Genomic DNA, 23,878 nt, shown 5'->3' with positions numbered 1-23,878 from the left:
CCGAGCCAACTGGCCGGGAGGAACGAACTGAATGAGAGTCTGGGCAGTCGCCAATCAAAAGGGTGGTGTCGGTAAAACTACATCTTCCATCGCTTTAGCCGGGTTGCTGGCCGAGGCGGGCAAGCGCGTGGTTGTGGTCGATCTTGACCCGCACGGCTCGATGACCAGCTATTTCGGCTACGATCCCGACAGTCTGGAACACAGCAACTACGACCTGTTTCTGCACAAGGGCAGCGTGCCGCAAGGCCTGCCGGGGCAGTTGCTGTTGTCGACCAGCGACGAACGCATTTCGCTGTTGCCGTCGAGCACCGCACTGGCCACCCTTGAGCGTCAGTCGCCGGGGCAAAGTGGTCTGGGCCTGGTGATCGCCAAGAGTCTGGCGCAGCTGTGGCAGGACTTCGATTACGCCATCATCGACAGCCCGCCGTTGCTCGGCGTGCTGATGGTCAACGCCCTCGCGGCGAGCCAGCAACTGGTGATCCCGGTGCAGACCGAACACCTCGCCGTCAAAGGCCTGGAACGTATGGTCAACACCCTGGCGATGATCAACCGCTCGCGCAAACAGGCGCTGCCATTCAGCATCGTGCCGACCTTGTTCGACCGTCGCACGCAAGCCTCGATGCACACCTTGCGTGTGCTGCGTGACAAATTCCCCGACGAGATCTGGCAGGGTTACATCCCGGTCGACACGCGTCTGCGCGACGCCAGCCGCGCCGGTGTCACGCCTTCGCAGTTTGACGGCAAGAGCCGTGGCGTGCTGGCTTACCGCGCGCTGCTCAAGCACTTGCTCGCGCAGCAACTTGTTCCGCAGGTGGCCTGAACATGATCTCCATTTGCTTGCCCGAACCCTGTGGGAGCGAGCCTGCTCGCGAAGCAGGCGACGCGGTTTCCCTGCCAGGCGCTGATCACCGATGAACCGCCCAGTGAAACTCACCTCACGTCCGCAACGCGCCTTGCAGTCTTATCTGGAAGACTTGCTGCTGGATGTGCCCGACGAGTTGGCGCCGCCAGTCGCGCAGCAGACCCAGCCTGAAATCGTCGAAAGCACCGAGGTCATGGACGAGTTCCAGGCCGCCGTGCTGGAAGAGCAGGCCCGCGATGCGCAGCAAGCCGCCCGACCTGCCGCTGCGCCCGTTGTCACGCCAGTGGCCAAGGCACCGGTGGCTTTGCTCGAAGAGCCGCGCGCCGTGGTCTCGACCCTGGCGCCGCTGCTGCAAACCCAATTACTGAAAGTACCGGAGCCGGAAATCCCTGCGCCGGCCCCGGTTGTCGAAGAACCAGAAGAACCACAAGTGCTGGTGCCGCCGCTGGTCGAAGTGCACCTGCCGCCGAACAACCCGCCGCCGCCGGTGGAAACCGACGGGCGTCCGGCGTGGGCTGCAGAAGCCTTCGAATGTCTGCTGTTCGACGTCGCCGGACTGACCTTGGCGGTGCCGCTGGTGTGCCTTGGTTCGATCTATTCGCTGGCCGGTCAGGAGTTGACGCCGCTGTTCGGTCAGCCGGAATGGTTCCTCGGGATTCTGCCGAGCCAGGCCGGCAACCTGAAGGTGCTCGACACCGCGCGCTGGGTCATGCCGGATCGCTACCGCGATGATTTCCGCCAGGGCTTGCAGTACGTGATTTCGGTGCAGGGTTACGAGTGGGGCCTGGCGGTGCATCAGGTCAGCCGCTCGTTGCGCCTGGACCCGAATGAAATCAAATGGAGAAGTCACCGGGGTCAGCGGCCATGGCTCGCCGGCACCGTGATCGAGCACATGTGTGCATTGCTTGATGTCTCCGCGCTGGCCGAGTTGATCGCCAGCGGCGGAGCAAAGCACATGAGCGGCAACAAGCCGCTACATAAACCGACTTAGCAGCCGACATAACTATCAGGCGATGGCATTGTTCAATGCCACCACACAGAACACACACCGCCCGGGGCGGTTTTTTCGAGGGGTCAGGGTATGAGTAGTCAGGCGTCGAATGCAAAAGGTTCTGAAGATCCGATCCTGCAATGGGTGACCTTCAAGCTGGATAACGAAACCTACGGCATCAACGTGATGCGCGTGCAGGAAGTGTTGCGCTACACCGAGATCGCGCCAGTGCCGGGTGCGCCAAGCTACGTGCTGGGCATCATCAACCTGCGCGGTAACGTGGTCACCGTGATCGACACCCGTCAGCGCTTCGGCCTGAGCACCGGTGAGATCAGCGACAACACCCGTATCGTCATCATCGAAGCCGACAAGCAGGTGGTCGGGATCATGGTCGACAGCGTGGCCGAAGTGGTTTACTTGCGTCAGTCGGAAATCGAAACCGCACCGAACGTCGGTAACGAAGAATCGGCCAAGTTCATCCAGGGCGTGTGCAACAAGAACAACGAATTGCTGATCCTGGTCGAGCTGGACAAGATGATGAGCGAAGAAGAGTGGTCGGAACTGGAGAGCATCTGATTTGATTCTCGAGGTTGCAGTCATTGTCCTGTTCCTGTTCTGGGCAGGCACGCTGGCGATGTTCGTCTCGTACATCAAGGCGCAGCGGGTAATCGCTGCGCAGCAGGCCCAGGGCGATGCGCTGCGTGATCAGCGCATCAAGGACCTGGCCAAGCGTGTCGACGACTACCAGAACGGCAACGTGCGCATGGGCGAAGCCCTGCACGAACTGCGCGCGGTGGTCAGCCCCTTGCCGGACAAAATCGTTGCCCTGGAACAGCGCGACCCGTCGAGCCTGTCATTCGCCCAGGCGGCGAAACTGGTGGGCATGGGTGCGAGTGTTGACGAACTGACTCAGTCCTGCGGCTTGACCCAGGCTGAGGCGGAATTGATGCGCAAGTTGCACAAAAACTGATTGTCGTACCGGGATCGTTCCCACGCTCTGCGTGGGAACGATCAGTGAAAGCAGCTAAGAGCGTTCAGCCTCCAGCGGCAAGCAAGATCAAAAGATTGCAGCCTTCGGCAGCTTCTACATTGGGATTCGCATTTCCCTGTAGAAGCTGCCGAAGGCTGCGATCTTTTGCTTTTAAGGCTTGAGACGTATTCCAGCCCCGGAGTTGATGCGCAAGGGGCATAAAAGCAGCTGGAAGTTCAAGGCTCCAGGCAGCGAGAAACAAAAAGCTGTGGCCCCTCAGCGTCCGGTCACCTGAACGTTTACGGTGGCCGGGCACAATGCTGAGGGCTTACCCGTTTTTGAGCGACAAACGAAGCTTTGGTGGTGGTCTCTAACCCTGCGGTGCAAGCGATCATGCTGAGACGCTTCGCATCCGTTTCAGAGTTTTATTCTTTCATTTATTTGGGGGCTCGCCCCATTTCCAATGAAGCGGGTAATTGTCGGTCTCTGCCCCGCTCGATTCATCACGGGCAAAGTGGTCGTAGGACTTCTCAGTTTGTAGCTGTACCTCCACATACCAATGAGTAACGAAGCGGGGAACTTGGTACCGCATAGTTGTGGCCCCGTCTCGCTGGCCTAGACTCACCACCCTTACTGTATCCAAAGGCGCGCATGTTCCTTCAAAAGTCGCCACGCCTCCCGTGCTCCTGTAGAGATCTCCGCCAGGTAGAACGAGGTTGCCGTATGGATCGGTCACGCGAGTGATTGCCAGTGGGATAGATGTTTTTGAGGTGCTGCTGTCGTTGTTCATGATGACTCCTGTCTGGGTAGTTGATGCGGAGTCATTCAAACCTATAGGCGATGAGCATGGCTACTGTCAGATCTGACAGTCCCAACGAGCGGACTGGTGAAAATCAGCTTAATGATACGGATGTCCGATGTTCAGTAATCATCCCCGCGATCGGTCACATCCTTCTCGACCATCGGCGCATTCGGGTCCTGCCCCTGCGGGAATTTCCCCTTCAGATTCCACGCAAACGCGATGATCTCGGCGATCGTGCGGTACAGCTCTTCGGGGATGCTGTCGCCCAGTTCCATGCGGGCCAACAGCCGCACCAGTTCGGCATTCTCGTAAATCGGCACTTCGCAATCGCGGGCGATGCGCAGAATCTCTTCGGCCAGCTCTTCGTCGCCCTTGGCGGTGAGGGTCGGGGCGTGGTTGCCGTCGTATTTGAGGGCGATGGCCTGGCGTGGGGCAGTGGAATCGTTCATGCGGTTTCGTCGACCCAGCGGTGCTCGAGGCGGGTTTGGTTGCCTTGCGGCGGGGTGCCGTGGTGGCAGTCGATGTCGCCGACATTCAGCCCGCGATCGAGCAGGCGTTGACGCAGGGCGAACAGGTTGTTTTCGATCAGGTCAGCGGTGTACGGCCGCTCGGCCCAGAGTTGCCCGGACAGGCTGCCGGTCACCAGTTGCGCCTGAATCTGCAGCGGCCCGAGCGGTTCCATGTCGAACGCGAGATCGACCCTCCACAATTGCTGTTTCGGCTCGCGCTCGTCGCGGCGCTCGTTTGCTTGCGGCTCGCGTTCCGGCGCTTCTTCGCGTTGGAACTTGACCTGCAACGGCACGATGTCCTGCAGGTTGCGCATGGGGATTTCCAGTTGCCAGGTGCTGAGCAGGCGCCCATCGTCGGTGACACCGGTCTGTTCCAGGCTCGACAGCTGGTGGCTTTGCAGGCGCGACACCGCAGCAGCGGCGAGGCGCAGCAACTGTTCCAGATCGCCTTCGCCGTCCTGGCTTTGCAGCAAGCGTTCGGGCAGCGGGAAGCTGCTCGGCACCGGTTTGGCGCTGACCTGACCGAGCATGCCGAGGGCGTTGCGCACAAAACTCGGCAGCGCTTGCGCCAGGGTGTTGGCGGCGATGATCGCGTTGAAACTGGTGCTGCTCGGCAGGCCCGGCGTCAACTGCGCGATCAGCTTGAGCAGATCGGCTTTCATGTCCAGCGCAAGGCTCGGGTTTTGTCCGGTCAGCAGTTTGGTCTCAAGGAACACGCCACTGTTGGCCAGGGCCAGCGCCACGCCTTTGGCGGTGCTCAGTTGTTGCACATCCGGCAGACTGGCGAGCAATTTGTCGACCACCGCGCGCAAATCGGCGGAGGTCTGATCGGTCGCCGGCGGCAGGTTTTGCAGCGCGTTCAGCAGGCCGCTCAACGAGGCCTGGCGACTTTGCTGGCCGAGCAGTTGCTGACTCACTGCCAGTTGTTCCTGACGGTTGCTCAAGGGCACGAATTTCAAGGTTTGCGTGTCTTCGACGATGGCTGACAGCAGGGTGCCGATGCGCAGCGGTTGCGGGCTGTCGATGGTCAATGTACTGCCGCTCAACGCGGTGTTGAGCAGGCTGACCATCGAGCGAAACACCGTCGCTTGTCCCGGTGTCTGCGGCAGAACCTGCGAGGTCAGCACCTTGCCTTGTAGCAGCGTGCCGACCGGCAACTGCGCGGTATCGAGGCGGGTGAGGGCGGCGACGTTGCTGGCGATCGCCTGTTGCACCGTGATCGCCAGATTGCCCGCCGATGGCTGAGTGATCGCCAGGTTGGTGCCTTGCGGCAAGGGCAGATTGCTGGTCGCTTGCACGGTGGTCTGGCGGCCGCCGTCGACGGTCACCTTGAGCAGCAATTCAAAGGTCTGGTCGGCCTGCTTGAGCGACAACACCTCGGCCTTGGCGCTCTGCCCGCTGCCGATCAAACCTTCAACCGGGGTCAGCAGCTTGAGCAGTTCGCCGACCTGCGGGCGCACGGTCGCCGCAGAGGCGGGCGGCAGCGGGAGGATGTTGATTTCGCCTGTCATACGCGGACACAACCTGAGGAAATTGCGCTCTTGAGAGTAAGGCACGGCATGTATAATGCCGCGCGTCGTGCGCTTCGTTGAAAAAACATAGCAATTGTTTGATCCAGCTCGCCAGTTCGAGCCTTCAATACAGCTATGCTGCCTCTCTTTAACGGCCGCGCCAGAGCCGACTTGAACCGTATAAGGCCCGTGATCCCTTGACCAGTCCTGTCCTGCAAACCATTGCCCTGGCGTGTGAACGTGATCTGCGGCTGCTCTTCGAGAACTTCGAATTGCGCCTGGCCGGTGGCGACATGGTGCAGATCAGCGGTCCCAACGGCAGCGGCAAAACCAGTCTGTTACGTCTGCTGGCCGGTCTGATGCAACCGACCGACGGCCAGGTCCTGCTCAACGGTCAGCCACTGACCGAACAACGCCACGAACTCGCCCGCAACCTGCTGTGGATCGGCCACGCCGCCGGGATCAAGGATCTGCTGACGGCGGAAGAAAACCTGTCCTGGCTCTGCGCCCTGCATCAGCCCGCCGAGCGCGAGGCGATCTGGCAAGCACTGGCAGCAGTAGGATTGCGCGGTTTCGAAGATGTTCCCTGCCACAATCTGTCGGCCGGTCAGCAACGTCGCGTGGCATTGGCGCGGTTGTATCTGGACAGCCCGCCGCTGTGGATTCTCGACGAGCCGTTCACCGCCCTCGACAAGCAGGGCGTCGCGCAACTCGAAGAGCACTTGGCGGGCCACTGCGAACGCGGTGGTCTGGTGGTGCTGACCACGCACCACACGTTGAGCCGGATGCCGGCCGGTTATCGCGATATCGATCTGGGGAAATGGGCCGTATGAGTGTGTTCGGCCTGCTGCTGGCCCGTGAGTCCCGACTGCTGTTTCGCCGCCCGGCGGAGCTGGCCAATCCGCTGATTTTCTTCGCCATCGTCATTGCCTTGTTCCCGCTGGCCGTCGGCCCGGAAACTCAGGTCTTGCAAAACCTGTCCCCGGGGTTAGTCTGGGTGGCGGCGTTATTGTCGGTCCTGCTGTCGCTGGACGGACTGTTTCGCAGTGACTTCGAAGACGGCTCGCTGGAACAGTGGGTCCTTTCGTCGCACCCGCTGCCGCTTCTAGTCCTGGCCAAGGTGCTGGCACACTGGCTTTTCTCCGGTCTGGCACTGGTGCTGCTCTCGCCGTTGCTGGCGCTGATGCTCGGTTTGCCGACCGCCTGCCTGCCGGTTTTGCTGTTGTCGTTGCTGCTGGGCACACCGGTACTGAGCTTGCTCGGCGCGGTGGGCGCGGCGTTGACGGTGGGATTGAAACGCGGCGGCCTGTTGCTGGCGCTGCTGATTCTGCCGTTGTACATCCCGGTGTTGATCCTCGGCAGTGGCGCCTTGCAGGCCGCCTTGCAAGGCATGCCGGCGACCGGGTATCTGCTGTGGCTGGGTAGCCTGACCGCCCTGGCGATCACCCTGACACCGTTTGCAATAGCGGCTGGCCTGAAGATCAGCGTCGGCGAATAATAATGAGGTCTGGTTAAAATTTAACCACTTTGTCGAAAAGAATGACCCGCGCCAGCTCACATCGAGGAGCGGCACCCGTGATGGAAACAACATGAACTGGACCTGGTTTCACAAGCTCGGCTCGCCCAAATGGTTTTACGGCATCAGCAGCAAGTTGCTGCCGTGGCTGAGCATCGCCGCGTTGCTGCTGATCGCGGTCGGCGTCGTCTGGGGCCTGGCCTTCGCGCCGCCGGACTATCAGCAAGGCAACAGCTTCCGCATCATCTACATCCACGTACCTGCGGCGATGCTCGCTCAGTCGATCTACGTGATGCTGGCGGTGTGCGGCGTGGTCGGGCTGGTGTGGAAAATGAAACTGGCCGATGTCGCCCTGCAATGCGCCGCGCCGATCGGTGCGTGGATGACCGCCGTGGCGCTGGTCACCGGGGCGATCTGGGGCAAACCGACCTGGGGTTCGTGGTGGGTGTGGGACGCGCGACTGACTTCGATGCTGATTCTGCTGTTCCTGTATTTCGGCGTGATCGCGCTGGGCAACGCGATCAGTAACCGCGACAGCGCCGCCAAGGCCTGCGCCGTGCTGGCCATTGTCGGCGTGATCAACATTCCGATCATCAAATACTCGGTGGAGTGGTGGAACACCCTGCACCAGGGCGCGACGTTCACCCTTACCGAAAAACCAGCGATGCCGGCGGAAATGTGGCTGCCGCTGCTGCTGACGGTCCTGGGTTTCTACTGCTTCTTCGGCGCCGTGCTGTTGCTGCGCATGCGCCTCGAAGTGCTCAAGCGCGAAGCCCGCGCCAGTTGGGTCAAAGCCGAAGTGCAGCACAGTCTGGAGGTCGCTCGATGAGTTTCGCGTCATTCGGCGACTTTCTCGCCATGGGCCATCACGGCCTGTATGTCTGGTCGGCCTACGGCATCTGTCTGGCGGTGCTGGCTCTCAACGTGGCGGCGCCGATCCTGGCCCGCAAGCGCTATCTGCAACAAGAGGCGCGTCGTCTGCGCCGGGAGAACGGCCAGTGAATCCGCTGCGCAAGAAACGTCTGATCATCATTCTGGCCATTCTGGTCGGGGTCGGCGCTGCCGTCGGCCTGGCCCTCAGTGCCCTGCAGCAGAACATCAATCTGTTCTACACCCCGACGCAGATCGCCAACGGCGAAGCGCCGCAGGACACGCGCATCCGGGCCGGCGGCATGGTCGAGAAGGGCTCGCTGCAACGTTCAAAGGACTCGCTGGACGTCAAATTCGTCGTTACCGATTTCAACAAGTCCGTGACCATCGCCTACCGCGGCATCCTCCCGGACCTGTTCCGCGAAGGGCAGGGCATCGTTGCCCTTGGCAAGCTCAACGCCGACGGTGTGGTGATAGCCGATGAAGTGCTGGCCAAGCACGACGAGAAGTACATGCCGCCAGAAGTGACCAAAGCGCTGAAAGACAGCGGTCAATCCGCGCCAACCCCTGCGAAGGAGGGCTGACATGACCTCGGCGATATTCATTCCTGAGCTGGGTCATCTGGCGATGATTCTGGCCCTGTGTTTTGCCCTGGTGCAGGCCGTGGTGCCGTTGCTCGGCGCCTGGCGCGGCGACCGTTTGTGGATGAGCCTGGCGCAACCGGCGGCGTGGGGCCAGTTTGCCTTTCTGCTGTTTGCCTTCGGCATCCTCACCTACGCGTTCATGACCGACGATTTCTCGGTGGCCTATGTGGCGATGAACTCCAACAGCGCGCTGCCGTGGTACTACAAATTCAGCGCGGTGTGGGGCGCTCATGAAGGCTCGCTGCTGTTGTGGGCGTTGATCCTCGGCGGCTGGACCTTCGCCGTGTCGGTGTTCTCGCGGCAGTTGCCGCAAGTCATGCTCGCCCGCGTACTGGCGGTGATGGGCATGATCAGCACCGGTTTCCTGCTGTTCCTGATCCTGACCTCGAACCCGTTCGCGCGGATCCTGCCGCAGATTCCGGCCGACGGTCGCGACCTCAATCCACTGCTGCAGGACATCGGCTTGATCGTGCATCCGCCGATGCTCTATATGGGCTATGTCGGCTTCTCGGTCGCCTTCGCCTTCGCCATCGCTGCATTGCTCGGCGGGCGCCTCGATGCTGCCTGGGCACGCTGGTCGCGGCCATGGACCATCGTCGCGTGGGCGTTCCTCGGCATCGGCATTACCCTCGGTTCGTGGTGGGCGTATTACGAACTCGGCTGGGGCGGCTGGTGGTTCTGGGACCCGGTGGAAAACGCCTCGTTCATGCCATGGCTGGTCGGCACCGCACTGATTCACTCGCTGGCGGTGACGGAAAAACGCGGCGTGTTCAAGAGCTGGACGGTGTTGCTGGCGATTGCCGCGTTCTCGCTGAGCCTGCTGGGCACGTTCCTTGTGCGTTCCGGCGTGCTGACATCGGTCCACGCGTTCGCTTCCGATCCTGAGCGCGGCGTGTTTATTCTGATCTTCCTGCTGTTCGTCGTCGGTGGTTCGCTGACCCTGTTCGCTCTGCGCGCACCGGTGGTGAAAAGTCAGGTTGGCTTCAATCTGTGGTCGCGGGAAACCCTGCTGCTGGGCAACAACCTGGTGCTGGTCGTGGCCGCGTCGATGATTCTGCTCGGCACGCTGTACCCGCTGATACTTGATGCCCTCAGTGGCGCGAAAATGTCGGTCGGCCCGCCGTATTTCAATGCGCTGTTCATTCCGTTGATGGCGTTGCTGATGCTGGTCATGGCGGTCGGCGTGATCGTGCGCTGGAAGGACACCCCGGTGAAGTGGCTGGCGAGCATGCTCACCCCGGTGTTGCTCGGCAGCGTCGCGCTGGCGGTAATTGCCGGTGTCGCTTACGGCGATTTCAACTGGGCGGTGATTGCGACGTTCCTGCTGGCGGCGTGGGTGCTGCTCGCAGGTGTTCGCGACCTGTTCGACAAGACTCGCCACAAGGGCCTGATCAAAGGCCTGCCGACGCTGACCCGCAGCTATTGGGGCATGCAGATCGCTCACCTCGGTATTGCCGTGTGCGCGCTCGGCGTGGTGTTGTCAAGCCAGAACAGTGCCGAACGCGACCTGCGTCTGGCGCCGGGCGAGTCAATGGACCTGGCCGGTTATCACTTCGTTTTCGACGGTGCCAAGCACTTCGAGGGGCCGAACTTCACTTCCGACAAAGGCACCGTTCGGGTGATTCGCGACGGCAAGGAAATCAGCGTGCTGCACCCGGAAAAACGTTTGTACACCGTGCAGAACTCGGTGATGACCGAAGCCGGGATCGACGCCGGTTTCACCCGCGACATTTACGTCGCCCTTGGCGAGCCGCTGGATAACGGCGCCTGGGCGGTCCGCGTACACGTCAAACCGTTCGTGCGCTGGATCTGGTTCGGCGGCCTGCTCACAGGCTTCGGTGGATTGCTGGCAGCGCTGGATCGGCGTTATCGGGTCAAAGTGAAAAGCAAAGTGCGTGAAGCGCTGGGTATGACAGGAGCGGCGGCATGAGACGTTGGTTGATGTTGGTGCCGCTGGCGATTTTCCTGTTGGTGGCGGTGTTTCTGTATCGCGGTCTGTACCTCGATCCGGCGGAGCTGCCATCGGCGATGATCAACAAGCCGTTCCCGGAGTTTTCCCTGCCGAGCGTGCAGGGCGACAAGACCTTGACCAAGGCTGACATCCTCGGCAAACCGGCGCTGGTCAATGTCTGGGGTACCTGGTGCATCTCTTGCCGGGTCGAGCATCCGGTGCTGAACAAACTCGCCGAGCGCGGCGTGGTGATCTACGGCATCAACTACAAGGACACCAACGCCGACGCGTTGAAATGGCTGGCCGAGTTTCACAATCCGTATGCGCTGGATATTCGTGACGACGAGGGTTCGCTGGGCCTGAATCTTGGCGTTTATGGCGCCCCCGAAACCTTCTTCATCGACGCCAAAGGCATCATCCGCGACAAGTTTGTCGGGGTGATTGACGAGCAGGTCTGGCGCGAAAAACTCGCGGCCAAATATCAGGCGCTGGTCGACGAGGCCAAGCCATGAAGCGTTTTCTCGCTGCGGTGGTGTTGGGCTTGAGTCTGGTCGGTGTCGCGCATGCGGCCATCGACACCTACGAATTTGCCAAAGAAGGCGATCGTGAGCGTTTCCGCGAACTGACCAAGGAACTGCGCTGCCCCAAATGCCAGAACCAGGACATCGCCGACTCCAACGCGCCGATTGCCGCCGACCTGCGCAAAGAGATTTTCCGCATGCTCGGCGAGGGCAAGGACAACCAGCAGATCATCGATTTCATGGTCGATCGCTACGGTGATTTCGTCCGCTACAAACCAGCGCTCAACGCCAGGACCGCATTGCTCTGGTTCGGCCCGGCCGGCCTGCTGCTGGGCGGTTTCGTGGTGATTGCAGTGATCGTCCGCCGGCGTCGCGGGCAACGTGCCGCAACGCCGTCATCGCTGTCCATCGAAGAGCGTCAGCGCCTCGACCAACTGTTGGATAAAACCCAAGAATGATTGATTTCTGGCTTGCCGCAGGGCTGTTGCTTCTGGTCGCCCTGAGTTTTCTGCTGATTCCGGTGCTGCGTGGCCGTCGCGCCCAACGCGAGGAGGATCGCACCGCCCTCAATGTGGCCCTGTATCAGGAACGTGTCGCCGAGTTGCAAGCGCAGCAGGCTGAAGGCGTGCTCGACGCTGCGCAAATGGACAGCGGTCGCGCCGAAGCGGCGCGGGAGCTGCTGGCGGATACCGAAGGGGTTGCCGCGCCGCGTGTGTCGAAGCTGGGCAAGCCGTTGCCGTTGCTTGCGGCCGTGCTGGTGCCGCTGCTGGGCCTGGGCTTGTACTTGCATTTCGGCGCTGCCGACAAGGTTGAGCTGACCCGCGAATTTGCCCAGGCGCCGCAGTCGATGGAGGAGATGACCCAGCGTCTGGAACGTGCGGTAGCCGCGCAACCGGATTCCGCCGAAGGCCTGTATTTCCTCGGTCGTACTTACATGGCGCAGGAGCGCCCGGCGGACGCGGCGAAGATGTTCGAACGGGCCGCTGGCCTTGCCGGTCGCCAACCGGAACTGCTCGGCCAGTGGGCGCAGGCGCAGTATTTTGCCGATGGCAAAAAATGGTCGTCGAAGATCCAGACGCTGACCGACGAAGCGCTCAAGGCTGATCCGAAGGAAGTCACCAGTCTCGGCCTGCTCGGCATCGCTGCGTTTGAAGGCGAGCGTTATCAGGAAGCCATCGATTACTGGAACCGCCTGCTCGCGCAACTGCCACCGGAGGATAACTCTCGTGCGGCATTGCAAGGCGGGATCCAGCGTGCCGCCGAACGCCTGCAAGCTAGCGGTGGCAAGGTCGCTCAAGCACCCACGCCGAAGGGTGCAATGCTGACAGTCAGCGTTGACCTGGCCAGCGAACTCAAAGGCAAGGTACAACCGGGCGACAGCGTGTTCATTTTCGCCCGCGCTACGTCCGGCCCACCGGCACCGCTGGCGGCCAAACGCCTGACCGTGGCCGACCTGCCGGTGACCGTCGAACTCGGCGATGCCGATGCGATGATGCCGCAGTTGAAACTGTCCAACTTTCCCGAAGTCCAACTGGTTGCGCGCATTTCCCGCGCCGGCCAACCCACTGCCGGTGAATGGGTCGGTCGCAGCGGCCCACTGGCCAGCAGCACCACCGCGCCACAAAAACTGACCATCGACAGCCCGGACCAATAACCGGAACCACAGGAAAGCACCGCCATGCACACCATCGCCCGTATCACAGTCCTCACACTGGCCCTGGGCTTGAGTGCATGTGCGGTCCAGCGACCGGAACCGACCACCGACCTGCCTCCCATCCCACCGTCGCAACCGAGCCCGACCCCGTCGACCTCACCGACCCCGGGCAAGAGCATCCCGGCCAAACCGTCGAAACCGGTGCCCCGCACCTCCGCCAGCTTCGCCCCGCCACCGGGCGGCAACAGCCATTGGGACCAGAAGCTCGGCGTGTACGTGCTCGACGACCAGTCCAACACCTTCTACCGCCAGCGCACCTACTACCGCTGGAACAACGGCTGGAGCCGCGCCGTCAGCCCCAACGGCCCATGGGAAGACACCGACATCCACGGCGTGCCACCGGGCTTGGGCAAGCAGTTCGGGCAGTGAGGCAAAACGGCGATCCTGGGATCGCCTTTTTTTTGCCGAATTTTCAGAGAGTCGCACGATACTTGCTCAGTGAACTTACTGACTGGTCCAGGCCTTGGCGTTGCAAAAGAGCAAGGAAACAATCCACATCCATCGTTGGGGTCTTGAGGTGTTGACGCTGTTTTTGGGCAGCCGCAATGACCGCGGATGAATCCAGATGAAAAAGGTTTTCGACAAACTCATCCGGGTGTTGGGCTTCGATGCCAAAGGGCTCAAGAGAGCGGATGGGAAAGTCTTTCAGGTTGAAGGTCACGATGACGTCCGCGCCACACCGGATAGCTGCAGCAAGGACATGGCGATCATCATCACGGGCAGGCTCAGTCCGACGATCAGATCTTCATAGCTATCAACACATGCATCCGGAATAGCGAGGTCCATCAGTTGCGATGTGCGATCCAGTTGCTCGATCGTCAGATCAGGCCGGTTTTTCAACAGATTGCGCTTCCATTCGCAATGAATTTCCTCAGTCCAGCGCGCTCGATACAGGCCGGACAACGCGAGCCACATCAGAAAGTCTCGCAGCGGGGCGGGGTATAAAACACATGCATCGTATACAGCGGTAAAAGAGGAGTGCCTCACTCGTATCCTGTCCTTAGCGCCTGTGCCTGCTCTGCGAGAAGCCTCATTGCCTGCTCGCTGGCGGTGTCTCGCCGGGCTTTATATTCCATCAGATCGGCAAAACGCACACGTCGGTGCTTGCCGGTTTTGTGGTAGGAAATCTCACCGCTCTCCAGCAGTTTGATCATGTGCGGACGTGAGACATTGAGCAGGTCGGCGGCATCTTGAGTGGTCAGCTCAGCGTGGATCGGTACGACCTTCACAGCGTTGCCCTGCGCCAGCGCCGCGAGGATATCGCTCAGCAAGCGCAGCGCGGATGTAGGCAGCTCGACGACATGGGCTTCGTTCTGATCATCAAAAATCTGGATTTTTTGAGTTTCAAAGCCTGTTGCGAGAAAAGCGGTCAAAGCACGCTGGCCTGCGATCGCGGCTTTGACTTCACGTTCTACCGGGAGGTTGATGGCAGAGGGGATAGCGATGGACATAAGACAGTTCCAGCATTCGATGGATGATGCATGAACGGTATTCGAATTAAACGAAAATCGCAATAAACGAAACAGGCGCCACGAACATTTTGTAAAACGACCAACCGTCACTCCACGCCATTTTGTGCTTGAGTAAATATAACTCTAGGGTTACTTTTTAAGGACCAAGGCAAGGAGGCGCCGGGTGCAGAGCAGGTTATTGATCAAGGAGCTTGAAGACGCAGGCTGGACGCTGGATCGGGTGACTGGCAGTCATCACATTTTCAGGCACCGTTACAACCCGAACACGATTCCCGTGCCCCATCCGAAAAAGGATTTACCGGTGGGGATGGTCAAGAGCATCAGGCGGCGTGCCGGGTTGTACAACCCGCCAGCCCGTTATGAAGGAGATCCGTAATGCAATATCCAATCTGCATTGAGTGGGGTGATGAAAATACTGCCATCGGTATTCAGATCCCCGATATCCCGGGTGCCGTGACGGCGGGGGACACGTTCGAGGATGCCTACAACGCTGCCGTTGAAGTTGCCCACATCATGCTGCAGGAGATTGCCGCGGCAGGAGAGCCGATTCCGCTGCCGACGTCGGCGTCGGCTCATCGCAGCAATCCGGATTTTGCCGAGATGGGCTGGGGCATGCTGGAGCTGGATATCTCGCCGTACCTGGGCAAGACCGAGAAGGTCAACGTCACGCTGCCCGGTTATGTGATACAGCGCATTGACCGCTATGTGCGTGAACATAACGTCAAAAGCCGCTCCTCGTTTCTGGCGGATGCGGCGATGGAGAAACTGGTTCGATACTAACGCTCGGGCAATTGTGGGAGCGAGCCTGCTCGCGAAAGCGCTGTGTCAGTCAGCGTAAATCTCGTCTGAACTGACGCCTTCGCGAGCAGGCTCGTTCCTACTGAATCACCTCACGACGCGATTTTTCGTTGCGTCAGCGAAGCGTTTTGCGATGCGCTCAGGAAACGCACCAACGCCAACAGCGGGAACACGCTGCCGACAATCACGATCCACAACCAGCCGCCATGTTCGTACACCGCGCTGGCGACCGACGAGCCGAACGCGCCGCCGATGAAGATGCTGGTCATGTACAGCGCGTTCAGGCGGCCACGGCTTTTGGCGTCCAGCGAATACACCGCGCGTTGGCCGAGGACCATGTTCATCTGCACGCAGAAATCCAGCACTACGCCAGTGACCGCCAGGCCGATGACGCTGTACACCGGGTGGATGAAAGCGGGCAGAAAGCTCAGGCTGGCAAACAGCATGGCCAGCAGCGAGGCGATGCGGGTGTGGCCGGCGTCGGCGAGGCGTCCACTGATCGGCGCGGCGATGGCACCGATGGCGCCGACCAGGGCGAAGATTGCGATTTCGCTTTGCGACAGGCCGTGATTGCGCGCCAGCTCCAGCGGCACGGCGGTCCAGAACAGGCTGAACGTGGCGAACATGCAGCCCTGATAAAACGCACGCTGACGCAGCACCGGTTGCTGACGCAGCAACGTCCACAGCGAGCCGATCAGTTGCCCGTAGGTCGCGCTGTGATCCGGTTGACGCTTGGGCACGGTCATCGCCAGCACCACGCTGATCGCGGCCATCAACCCGGCGGCGATCATGAACATCGCGCGCCAACCGAGATGATCGGCGACCACGCTCGACACCGGCCGGGCCAACAGAATACCCAGCAGCAAACCGCCCATGATCCCGCCGACCACGCGGCCTCGGGATTCTTCCGGCGCCAGATGCGCGGCCAGCGGAATCAGGACTTGCACCGACACCGAGCTGAACCCCACCAGCAACGAAATCAGCAAAAACACATTCGGCTGATCGGTAAACGCCGCCGCCAGCAGGCTGGCGATTGCCACGAGGGTGGTGACGATCATCAACCGCCGGTTTTCCAGCAGATCGGCCAGCGGCACCAGGAAGAACAGGCCCAGCGCATAACCGATCTGCGTCAACGAGACGATGAAGCTGGCCATGGTGTCGGACAGGCCGATGTCCGGCGCGATCAGGCCGATGATCGGCTGGGCGTAATAGATGTTGGCAACGATGGCGCCGCAGCAGAAGGCGAACAGCAGCACCATGCCTCGGGTCATTGCGTGAGTGGTGGGCATAGGAATACTCGGGTCGGGCACAGGAAAGCGGTGTAGGCTAATGGACAACGCGGGTTGGCAGAAGACAGTTTCGGATGATAACTCTTATTACGTTGTGTAATGACTGGTCGGTTGATCATGGATAGTCGCGAGGGCGGTGGTCATAAGATTACTGTTCCAGCCTAAAAGCCCCTCACCCTAGCCCTCTCCCGAAGGGAGAGGGGACTGATTGGGGGATGTTTGGAAAGTACGTCGATCTGAACGTACTTCTGTGAATCCAGAATTTCAGACGAAAGCGGCACACGCTATCGAGTTCAGAGGGAGAGGGGACTGATTGGGGGATGCTTGGGAGATTCGCCGACCTGAACATGCTTCTGTGAGTCCGGAATGGGTTCGAACCCAGGAAAATCGCTTCAATCCATAATCGACTCGCTCCTTCAGGTCGATGCCTGACGCAAGACACCTCGGTCGGCTCCCTCTCCCTATGGGCGGTCCGACGTTTCGGGAGGGCTGGGGTGAGGGTGCATTGGCTCACAACGAAAAAGGCGACCTCAGTGGGTCGCCTCTTGGTTCATCAGATCAAGCCTTACTGCCCGGTGTAAATCTGGTCAAACACCCCGCCATCATTGAAGTGCGTCTTCTGCACCGTCCGCCAGTCACCAAACGTCTTCTCCACCGACAGGAAATCCACCTTCGGGAAACGATCAGTGTACTTCGCCAGCACCGCCGGATCACGTGGGCGCAGGTAGTTGGCCGCAGCAATTTCCTGGCCTTCAGGCGACCACAGGTACTTCAGATATTCATCAGCCGCCGCACGCGAACCTTTCTTGTCGACAACTTTATCGACCACCGACACCGGCGGCTCGGCTTCGGCGGACACGCTTGGGTAGACCACTTCAAACTGATCACGGCCAAATTCGCGGGCGATCATTTCCGCCTCATTTTCGAAGGTCACCAGCACGTCGCCGATCTGGTTGGTCATGAACGTGGTGGTCGCGGCGCGGCCACCGGTGTCCAGCACCGGCGCTTGTTTGAACAATTTGCCGACGAACTCCTTGGCTTTGTTTTCGTCACCGCCATTCTTCAGCACATACCCCCAGGCCGACAGGTAGGTGTAGCGGCCGTTGCCCGAGGTTTTCGGGTTCGGCACGATCACCTGCACGCCGTCCTTGAGCAGGTCCGGCCAGTCTTTCAGGGCTTTCGGGTTGCCCTTGCGGACGATGAACACCGTGGCCGAGGTGAACGGTGCGCTGTTGTTCGGCAGGCGCGTGACCCAGTTCTCCGGCACCAGTTTGCCGTTGTCGGCGAGGGCGTTGATGTCGGTGGCCATGTTCATGGTGATGACATCCGCCGGCAGACCATCAATCACCGAACGCGCCTGTTTGCTCGAACCACCGAAAGACATCTGTACGGTGATGTTCTCGTTGTGCTCGGCCTGCCAGTGCTTCTGGAACGCAGTGTTGTAATCCTTGTAGAAATCGCGCATTACGTCGTAGGAAACGTTAAGCAGCGTCGGCGCTGCCTGAGCAATGTTGGCCAAGGCCAGGCCGGCGGCGAGAAGTGAGGCGCCAAAAAGTTTTTTCACTGCGCATTCCTTGTTCTGTGGGGGTGTCGAGTCAATAGTGGGCGATTTGCCAGCGACTATAACGGTGTCGGGATAGTCGCTTAAAGATTAAAAAGCTCTGTACTTATTCCAATTTCTTGAACAACTGACTGCCGCATCGCGAACAAAACGCCGCGCTTTGCTCATGGTTCTTTTTCTGACACCCCGGGCAGTCATGTTGCAGCTGTTCGCCGCGCATGGCGTTGGCCAGTTCCGCGGTGAAAATCCCGGTGGGCACGGCGATGATCGAATAACCGGTGATCATCACCAACGACGAAATCACCTGGCCCAGCGGCGTCTTCGGCACGATATCGCCGAAGCCCACGGTGGTCAGCGTGACGATCGCCCAATAGATGCCTTTGGGAATGCTCGTAAAACCGTGTTCCGGGCCTTCGATCACGTACATCAGCGTGCCGAACACCGTGACCAACGTACAGACGCTGACCAGAAACACGACGATTTTCTGTTTGCTGCCGCGCAGCGCCGACATCAAATAATTGGCTTGCTTGAGGTACGGGCTGAGTTTGAGCACGCGGAAAATCCGCAGCATCCGAATGATGCGGATGATCAGCAAATACTGCGCATCGCTGTAATACAGGGCGAGAATCCCCGGCACGATCGCCAGCAGATCCACCAGCCCGTAAAAGCTGAAGGCATAGCGCAGCGGCTTCGGCGAGCAGTACAGACGCAGGATGTATTCGCCGAGAAAGATCGCCGTGAAGCCCCACTCGATGTAGGCCAAAAGGTCCGCGTAATTACGGTGAACGCTGTCGATGCTGTCGAGCATCACGATCACCAGGCTGGCGAGGATGATCAACAGCAGGATGCCGTCGAAGCGACGCCCGGCCGGGGTGTCGCTCTGGAAAATCATCACGTAAAGCCGTTCGCGCCAATTGTTGCTGCTGTCCATGGATAACGCCTGAATCGAAGATCAGCGCAGCCTAGGGTGATTCTCCCGGTGAGCGCAAGGCTCCTGCGCAAACGACGCTTTACCAAACATCTGCATGCCGGCGTGGATCAGCCAGCCGGCGAGGATGAACGGCGCGGTCAGCGTCGCGAGCGCTGCGGCGGCAAACAGCGGCGTCACCAGCAGCGCCAGGACGATGCCAACCAGCGGCAGCCACGGATATTGGCGTTGCGCAGAGAAGGCGAGGGCGGCGAGCACAGCGTTGTAACTGCCCAGGCCCAGCAACGCGGTGGCGGGTTCATGCTGCAGCAGGCTGGAAGCGAGGCCGAGCGCCGAAGCCAGCAGCGCCCAGCAGAACGCACGGCGATCGGCAAGCAGCAAGCCGCAGGCAATCAAACCACCGGCCAATGGATGATCAAGAAACATGACCTGGCCGAATCCTCTCAATTCCCCGGCCAGCACATTCGCCGTATGCAAATCGATAGAGGCGATGGGCGCGGACGGCTCGGCGAACAGCAGCAACAGCCAACTCAAGGCAACGAACGGCGAGGTATACGCCGGTATCGCGCGCCTGCTGTAGACACGCTTGAGCCATTGCTGGGTGATCATCGCACTGAGGCCGCCGGCGGCGAGAATCAGCGGCGGCAACAGCGGCGACCAAGGGAAATACAGGCTCAGCAACAAGCCAAGCAACACGCCGTTGTAGCTGAACAATCCGGCCTGACGATCCGCCTTGGCGTAATTGCGCCGCTGCGCGGTGAGCAAACCGGCGACGCCACCGAGCAGCGCCCCGGCGAACAATACCGGCGCTGTCAGCAGGATCGCCAACAGGCACAGCAAGCCGCACAGCGGATGGCGCTGGAGGAAAATCTGACTGAAACCGTTGAGCAAAGCCTCGGCCCAGTCGGGGCAGTGGGTGTTGAAGTGATTGGCAGGCATGGCAGTTCTGAAAGTCAGGGGAACCGAGGCGCCTGCATCGCCAGCAGGCTGGCTCCCACACCGGATCTGCGTCCAGTCTCGGTTCTGTGATTGACACAAAACCTATGTGGGAGCCAGCCTGCTGGCGATGAGGCCGGTACAGGCGCTAAATCAACGTCTCAATGCGCAGCGAGTTGGTCGACCCCGGCTGGCCAAACGGCACGCCGGCAGTGATCAGCAAGGTGTCGCCACGCTCGGCCATGCCTTGTGCCTGGGCGATTTCCAGCGCGGTCGAGCAGACTTCGTCGACTTGGCGCAGGCGATCGTTGACCACCGAATGAATCCCCCACGCCACGCTCAAGCGCCGGGCCGTCTGCAGGTTCGGCGTCAGGTTGAGGATCGGCGCTTTCGGACGTTCCCGTGATGCGCGCAGCGTCGAGGCGCCCGACTCGCTGTAGTTGACCAGCACCGCCACCGGCAGCACATTGCTGATCCGGCGGATCGCGCAGCTGATCGCATCGGACACCGTTGCCTCGGCTTTTGGTCGGCTGACGTCGAGCTGGGTCTGGTAATCCGGGCCGTTTTCCACCTGGCGGATGATCTTGCTCATCATCTGCACCGCTTCCAGCGGGTACTCGCCAGAGGCGGTTTCCGCCGAGAGCATCACTGCATCGGCGCCTTCGGCCACGGCGCTGGCGACGTCGGTGACTTCGGCGCGGGTCGGCGCAGGAGAGAAGCGCATCGATTCGAGCATTTGCGTCGCTACCACCACCGGTTTGCCAAGTTCGCGGCAGGTGGTGATGATGTTTTTCTGAATCTGCGGCACGCTCTCGGCCGGCACTTCAACGCCAAGGTCACCGCGAGCGACCATGATCGCGTCACTCAGCGCAGCGATTTCACGCAGTTGTTCGACCGCCGAAGGCTTCTCGATTTTTGCCATCAGAAAGGCCTTGTCGCCGATCAGTGCGCGGGCCTCGACGATGTCTTGCGGACGTTGCACGAACGACAACGCAACCCAGTCCACGCCCAGCTCCAGACCGAAGCTCAGGTCGCGGCGGTCCTTGGCGGTCAGCGGGCTGAGGTCGAGCACCGCTTGCGGCACGTTCACGCCTTTGCGGTCGGACAGTTCGCCGCCATTGAGCACGGTGGTGTCGATCGCATCGGCGTACTGGGTCACCACGCGCAGGCGTAGTTTGCCGTCGTCGAGCAGCAAATCCATGCCGGCTTCCAGCGCGGCGATGATCTCGGGATGCGGCAGATTCACCCGACGCTCGTCGCCCAGTGTCGCGTCCAGATCGAGGCGGAACGCCTGACCGCGATGCAGCTGCACCTTGCCGTCGGCGAACTTGCCGACCCGCAGTTTCGGTCCCTGCAAGTCCATCAGAATGCCCAGCGGGTAGTTGAGCTGGCGCTCGACTTCGCGGATCCACTGGTAGCGCTTGGCATGGTCGGCGTGATCGCCATGGCTGAAATTCAGCCGGAAGATATTCACCCCGGCCTCGACCAGTTCACGGATGTCGTCGATGCCATCCACCGCAGGCCCGAGGGTGGCGAGGATTTTGACCTTTTTATCAGGCGTCATGGTTTGCAGTTCTCAAGGATCAGGATGGCGCGGAAGTCGTTGACGTTGGTGCGGGTCGGCTCGGTGACGATCAACGCGTCGAGCGCCTGGAAGTAGCCATAACCGTTGTTGTTATCCAGCTCGTCGCTGGCGCTCAGGCCCAGGGCCGCGGCGCGGGCGTAGCTGTCCGGAGTCATGATCGCGCCGGCGTTGTCTTCCGAGCCGTCGATGCCGTCGGTGTCACCGGCCAGCGCATAGACGCCGGGTTGGCCCTTCAGATTGTCGGTGAGGCTCAAGAGGAATTCGGCGTTGCGCCCGCCACGGCCATTGCCGCGCACGGTCACGGTGGTTTCGCCGCCGGAGAGAATCACGCACGGCGCCGCCAGTGGCTGGCCGTGGTTGATGATCTGCCGGGCGATGCCGGCGTGGACTTTTGCCACTTCGCGGGATTCGCCTTCGAGATCACCCAGAATCAAGGTGCTGAAACCGGCCTGACGGCATTTCACTGCGGCGGCATCCAGCGATTGTTGCGGGCGGGCGATCAACTGGAAGTGACTGCGCGCCAGACTCGGGTCGCCGGGTTTGACGGTTTCCGATTCCGGGCTTTGCAGCCAGTTGCGCACCGAGGCCGGAATGTCGATGCCGTAGCGTTTGATGATCGCCAGGGCTTCGGCGCTGGTGCTCGGGTCGGCCACGGTCGGGCCGGAGGCGATGACGGTGGCGAGGTCGCCGGGCACATCGGAAATCGCGTAGGTGTAAACCGTCGCCGGCCAGCAGGCCTTGCCGAGTCGGCCGCCCTTGATCGCCGAGAGGTGCTTGCGCACGCAGTTCATCTCACCGATGGTCGCGCCGGATTTGAGCAGGGCTTTGTTGATCGACTGTTTGTCGGCGAGGGTGATGCCTTCGGCCGGCAGGGCGAGCAGGGCAGAGCCGCCGCCGGAGAGCAGGAAGATCACCCGGTCGTCTTCGCTCAGGTTACTGACCATTTCCAGCACGCGTTTGGCCACCGCCAGACCGGCGGCGTCCGGGACCGGATGCGCGGCTTCGACCACTTCGATTTTTTCGCACGGGGCGCCGTGACCGTAGCGGGTCACCACCAGACCGGACACGTCACCCTGCCAGCAGCGCTCGACCACTTGCGCCATCGCCGCCGCGGCTTTGCCGGCACCGATGACGATCACCCGACCACTGCGGTCGGCAGGCAAATGGGTTTCGAGGACCTGGTTGGGATGGGCCGCGTCGATGGCTGTGGCAAACAGCTCGCGCAGCAGTTGTTGCGGATCGACCGACATGGCGGGCTCCCGGAATTCTTGTTATTGGGATGAAGCGACAACGGTGCAGCGATGCGGTCCTTGTGGGAGCTGGCTTGCCAGCGATTCAGGCAGCGCGGTCATTCAGGCAAACCGCATTGATGCCATCGCGGGCAAGCCCGCTCCCACAGGGAGCGAGCCAGAAGCACAGATTATTTTTTGTCGCGAATCGAGAAATTGGCCATGTGTTCCAGGCCCTTGATCAGCGCCGAGTGGTCCCAGTTGCTGCCACCGATGGCCGCGCAAGTGCTGAACACTTGCTGGGCGTTGGCGGTGTTCGGCAGGTTGATGTTCAGCTCTTTGGCGCCTTGCAGAGCCAGATTCAGGTCCTTCTGGTGCAGGCTGATGCGGAAGCCTGGATCGAAGGTGCCTTTGATCATGCGCTCGCCGTGCACTTCAAGAATCTTCGAGGAGGCGAAACCGCCCATCAGCGCTTCACGCACCTTGGCCGGATCGGCGCCGTTCTTCGAGGCGAACAGCAGCGCTTCCGCCACGGCCTGAATGTTCAGGGCCACGATGATCTGGTTGGCGACCTTGGCGGTCTGACCGTCGCCATTGCCACCGACCAGGGTGATGTTCTTGCCCATGGCCTGGAACAACGGCAGAGCGCGTTCGAAGGCATCGGCGTCGCCACCGACCATGATGCTCATGGTTGCGGCTTTGGCGCCGACTTCACCGCCGGACACCGGCGCGTCGAGGTACTGCGCGCCTTTTTCGTTGATCTTCGTCGCGAACGCTTTGGTTGCGGTTGGGGAGATCGAGCTCATGTCGATCACGACTTTGCCTTTGCCGATACCGGCGGCAACGCCGTCGGCACGGAACAGCACGTCATCGACCTGCGGGGTATCCGGGACCATGACGATGATGAATTCAGCTTCCTGCGCCACTTCGCGCGGATTGGCCAGCGCGACGGCACCTGCGGCGACGAGGTCGGCCGGCGCGGCGTCGTGGTGTTGCGACAGGAAGAGACTGTGACCGGCTTTCTGCAGGTTCGCCGCCATTGGGTGGCCCATGATGCCGGTGCCGATGAATCCGATTTTAGCCATGAGAAATTCCTCTTGTTTTTGTCTTGCTCAAGCAAATAAGGGAAGCTGTTGCCTTTATGTAGGAGTGAGCCTGCTCGCGATTCAGGCGCTGAGGTACATCAGGTGTACCGAGGTGAATTCATCGCGAGCAGGCT

27 protein-coding genes and 1 pseudogene are annotated in these 23,878 nt (G+C 60.8%); 16 read left to right on the top strand and 12 right to left on the bottom strand.

Features of this window, described 5'->3' with window-relative positions:
• Window positions 1–31: 31 nt before the first annotated feature.
• The 4 genes from BLU24_RS20880 to BLU24_RS20865 all read left to right on the top strand — a co-directional run bounded on the left by BLU24_RS20880 (window position 32) and on the right by BLU24_RS20865 (window position 2,823).
• Entirely contained in the window at window positions 32–820 is a 789-nt protein-coding gene (locus BLU24_RS20880; RefSeq protein ID WP_093103426.1) for a ParA family protein, read from the top strand.
• 91 nt (window positions 821–911) lie between these two features.
• Window positions 912–1,853: a CheW domain-containing protein gene (locus BLU24_RS20875; RefSeq protein WP_093103423.1), complete on the top strand. Its 942-nt coding sequence runs from the start codon at window positions 912–914 to the stop codon at window positions 1,851–1,853.
• Window positions 1,854–1,943: 90 nt separating this feature from the next.
• Entirely contained in the window at window positions 1,944–2,429 is a 486-nt protein-coding gene (locus BLU24_RS20870) for a chemotaxis protein CheW (RefSeq protein WP_090282380.1), read from the top strand.
• A gap of 1 nt (window position 2,430) precedes the next feature.
• On the top strand, window positions 2,431–2,823 hold the full coding sequence (locus tag BLU24_RS20865; protein ID WP_093103420.1) for a DUF2802 domain-containing protein: 393 nt from the start codon (window positions 2,431–2,433) through the stop codon (window positions 2,821–2,823).
• Window positions 2,824–3,256: 433 nt separating this feature from the next.
• Here BLU24_RS20865 and BLU24_RS20860 read toward each other — a convergent pair whose 3' ends face one another.
• The 3 genes from BLU24_RS20860 to fliK all read right to left on the bottom strand — a co-directional run bounded on the left by BLU24_RS20860 (window position 3,257) and on the right by fliK (window position 5,645).
• Window positions 3,257–3,613 carry a hypothetical protein gene (locus BLU24_RS20860; protein WP_093103418.1) on the bottom strand — a complete coding sequence of 119 codons (357 nt, stop codon included), beginning with the start codon at window positions 3,611–3,613 and terminating at the stop codon, window positions 3,257–3,259.
• A gap of 131 nt (window positions 3,614–3,744) precedes the next feature.
• Window positions 3,745–4,074, bottom strand: a complete 330-nt coding sequence (locus BLU24_RS20855) for an EscU/YscU/HrcU family type III secretion system export apparatus switch protein (protein WP_093103416.1) — start codon at window positions 4,072–4,074, stop codon at window positions 3,745–3,747.
• Complete coding sequence (gene fliK / locus BLU24_RS20850; protein ID WP_093103414.1) at window positions 4,071–5,645, bottom strand: flagellar hook-length control protein FliK; 1,575 nt, start codon at window positions 5,643–5,645, stop codon at window positions 4,071–4,073. Before fliK ends, BLU24_RS20855 begins: the two co-directional genes overlap by 4 nt.
• A 197-nt stretch (window positions 5,646–5,842) precedes the next feature.
• Between fliK and ccmA the strand changes: the two genes are divergently transcribed.
• From ccmA to BLU24_RS20800, 10 genes are all read left to right on the top strand, one after another.
• Window positions 5,843–6,478, top strand: coding sequence for a cytochrome c biogenesis heme-transporting ATPase CcmA (ccmA, locus tag BLU24_RS20845; RefSeq protein ID WP_090282383.1), 636 nt, complete (start codon window positions 5,843–5,845; stop codon window positions 6,476–6,478).
• Window positions 6,475–7,143, top strand: coding sequence for a heme exporter protein CcmB (ccmB, locus tag BLU24_RS20840; RefSeq protein ID WP_093103412.1), 669 nt, complete (start codon window positions 6,475–6,477; stop codon window positions 7,141–7,143). Before ccmA ends, ccmB begins: the two co-directional genes overlap by 4 nt.
• A 91-nt stretch (window positions 7,144–7,234) precedes the next feature.
• Window positions 7,235–7,990, top strand: a complete 756-nt coding sequence (locus BLU24_RS20835; RefSeq protein WP_090282385.1) for a heme ABC transporter permease — start codon at window positions 7,235–7,237, stop codon at window positions 7,988–7,990.
• On the top strand, window positions 7,987–8,163 hold the full coding sequence (ccmD, locus tag BLU24_RS20830) for a heme exporter protein CcmD (RefSeq protein WP_007939192.1): 177 nt from the start codon (window positions 7,987–7,989) through the stop codon (window positions 8,161–8,163). The genes BLU24_RS20835 and ccmD overlap by 4 nt, the downstream gene beginning before the upstream one ends.
• A complete protein-coding gene (gene ccmE, locus BLU24_RS20825; RefSeq protein WP_093103410.1) occupies window positions 8,160–8,615 on the top strand; it encodes a cytochrome c maturation protein CcmE in 456 nt (151 codons plus the stop codon). The genes ccmD and ccmE overlap by 4 nt, the downstream gene beginning before the upstream one ends.
• Window position 8,616: 1 nt before the next feature.
• Window positions 8,617–10,605, top strand: a complete 1,989-nt coding sequence (locus tag BLU24_RS20820; RefSeq protein ID WP_093103408.1) for a heme lyase CcmF/NrfE family subunit — start codon at window positions 8,617–8,619, stop codon at window positions 10,603–10,605.
• Entirely contained in the window at window positions 10,602–11,138 is a 537-nt protein-coding gene (locus BLU24_RS20815; protein ID WP_093103405.1) for a DsbE family thiol:disulfide interchange protein, read from the top strand. The genes BLU24_RS20820 and BLU24_RS20815 overlap by 4 nt, the downstream gene beginning before the upstream one ends.
• Window positions 11,135–11,605, top strand: coding sequence for a cytochrome c-type biogenesis protein (locus tag BLU24_RS20810; RefSeq protein ID WP_093103402.1), 471 nt, complete (start codon window positions 11,135–11,137; stop codon window positions 11,603–11,605). The genes BLU24_RS20815 and BLU24_RS20810 overlap by 4 nt, the downstream gene beginning before the upstream one ends.
• Complete coding sequence (gene ccmI / locus BLU24_RS20805) at window positions 11,602–12,801, top strand: c-type cytochrome biogenesis protein CcmI (protein WP_093103400.1); 1,200 nt, start codon at window positions 11,602–11,604, stop codon at window positions 12,799–12,801. Before BLU24_RS20810 ends, ccmI begins: the two co-directional genes overlap by 4 nt.
• Before the next feature lie 24 nt (window positions 12,802–12,825).
• Window positions 12,826–13,230 carry a hypothetical protein gene (locus BLU24_RS20800; protein WP_093103397.1) on the top strand — a complete coding sequence of 135 codons (405 nt, stop codon included), beginning with the start codon at window positions 12,826–12,828 and terminating at the stop codon, window positions 13,228–13,230.
• A 43-nt stretch (window positions 13,231–13,273) separates the two neighbouring features.
• Here the strand turns inward: BLU24_RS20800 and BLU24_RS20795 are convergent.
• Window positions 13,274–13,848: pseudogene (locus BLU24_RS20795) on the bottom strand (PIN domain-containing protein).
• Window positions 13,845–14,312 carry a helix-turn-helix domain-containing protein gene (locus BLU24_RS20790; RefSeq protein ID WP_093103395.1) on the bottom strand — a complete coding sequence of 156 codons (468 nt, stop codon included), beginning with the start codon at window positions 14,310–14,312 and terminating at the stop codon, window positions 13,845–13,847. The pseudogene BLU24_RS20795 and the gene BLU24_RS20790 overlap by 4 nt, the downstream one beginning before the upstream one ends.
• 184 nt (window positions 14,313–14,496) lie before the next feature.
• On the opposite strand from BLU24_RS20790, the gene BLU24_RS20785 reads away from it, so the two are divergent.
• Together BLU24_RS20785 and BLU24_RS20780 are read left to right on the top strand one after the other, a co-directional pair.
• The gene (locus tag BLU24_RS20785; protein ID WP_093103393.1) at window positions 14,497–14,709 is read left to right on the top strand and encodes a type II toxin-antitoxin system HicA family toxin; all 213 of its coding nucleotides are present in this window, start codon (window positions 14,497–14,499) and stop codon (window positions 14,707–14,709) included.
• A complete protein-coding gene (locus BLU24_RS20780; RefSeq protein WP_093103390.1) occupies window positions 14,709–15,113 on the top strand; it encodes a type II toxin-antitoxin system HicB family antitoxin in 405 nt (134 codons plus the stop codon). The genes BLU24_RS20785 and BLU24_RS20780 overlap by 1 nt, the downstream gene beginning before the upstream one ends.
• A 110-nt stretch (window positions 15,114–15,223) precedes the next feature.
• On the opposite strand, the gene BLU24_RS20775 is transcribed toward BLU24_RS20780, so the two are convergent.
• The 7 genes from BLU24_RS20775 to BLU24_RS20745 all read right to left on the bottom strand — a co-directional run bounded on the left by BLU24_RS20775 (window position 15,224) and on the right by BLU24_RS20745 (window position 23,744).
• Window positions 15,224–16,420, bottom strand: a complete 1,197-nt coding sequence (locus tag BLU24_RS20775) for an MFS transporter (RefSeq protein WP_093103388.1) — start codon at window positions 16,418–16,420, stop codon at window positions 15,224–15,226.
• Between the two features lie 565 nt (window positions 16,421–16,985).
• Window positions 16,986–17,984, bottom strand: coding sequence for a sulfate ABC transporter substrate-binding protein (locus tag BLU24_RS20770; protein WP_093103385.1), 999 nt, complete (start codon window positions 17,982–17,984; stop codon window positions 16,986–16,988).
• A gap of 103 nt (window positions 17,985–18,087) precedes the next feature.
• Complete coding sequence (locus BLU24_RS20765; RefSeq protein ID WP_093103382.1) at window positions 18,088–18,912, bottom strand: ion transporter; 825 nt, start codon at window positions 18,910–18,912, stop codon at window positions 18,088–18,090.
• A gap of 21 nt (window positions 18,913–18,933) precedes the next feature.
• Complete coding sequence (locus tag BLU24_RS20760) at window positions 18,934–19,848, bottom strand: urea transporter (protein ID WP_093103379.1); 915 nt, start codon at window positions 19,846–19,848, stop codon at window positions 18,934–18,936.
• A gap of 145 nt (window positions 19,849–19,993) precedes the next feature.
• Window positions 19,994–21,409 carry a pyruvate kinase gene (gene pyk, locus BLU24_RS20755; RefSeq protein ID WP_093103376.1) on the bottom strand — a complete coding sequence of 472 codons (1,416 nt, stop codon included), beginning with the start codon at window positions 21,407–21,409 and terminating at the stop codon, window positions 19,994–19,996.
• Window positions 21,406–22,680 carry a glycerate kinase type-2 family protein gene (locus tag BLU24_RS20750; protein WP_093103373.1) on the bottom strand — a complete coding sequence of 425 codons (1,275 nt, stop codon included), beginning with the start codon at window positions 22,678–22,680 and terminating at the stop codon, window positions 21,406–21,408. The genes pyk and BLU24_RS20750 overlap by 4 nt, the downstream gene beginning before the upstream one ends.
• 170 nt (window positions 22,681–22,850) lie before the next feature.
• Window positions 22,851–23,744, bottom strand: a complete 894-nt coding sequence (locus BLU24_RS20745) for a 2-hydroxy-3-oxopropionate reductase (protein ID WP_093103370.1) — start codon at window positions 23,742–23,744, stop codon at window positions 22,851–22,853.
• Between the last annotated feature and the right edge of the window lie 134 nt (window positions 23,745–23,878).

The organism is Pseudomonas sp. Z003-0.4C(8344-21) (assembly GCF_900104975.1).
GTDB lineage: Bacteria > Pseudomonadota > Gammaproteobacteria > Pseudomonadales > Pseudomonadaceae > Aquipseudomonas > Aquipseudomonas granadensis.
Note: the sequence above shows the minus strand (reverse complement) of the source record. Positions and strands in the feature narration are given on the sequence as shown.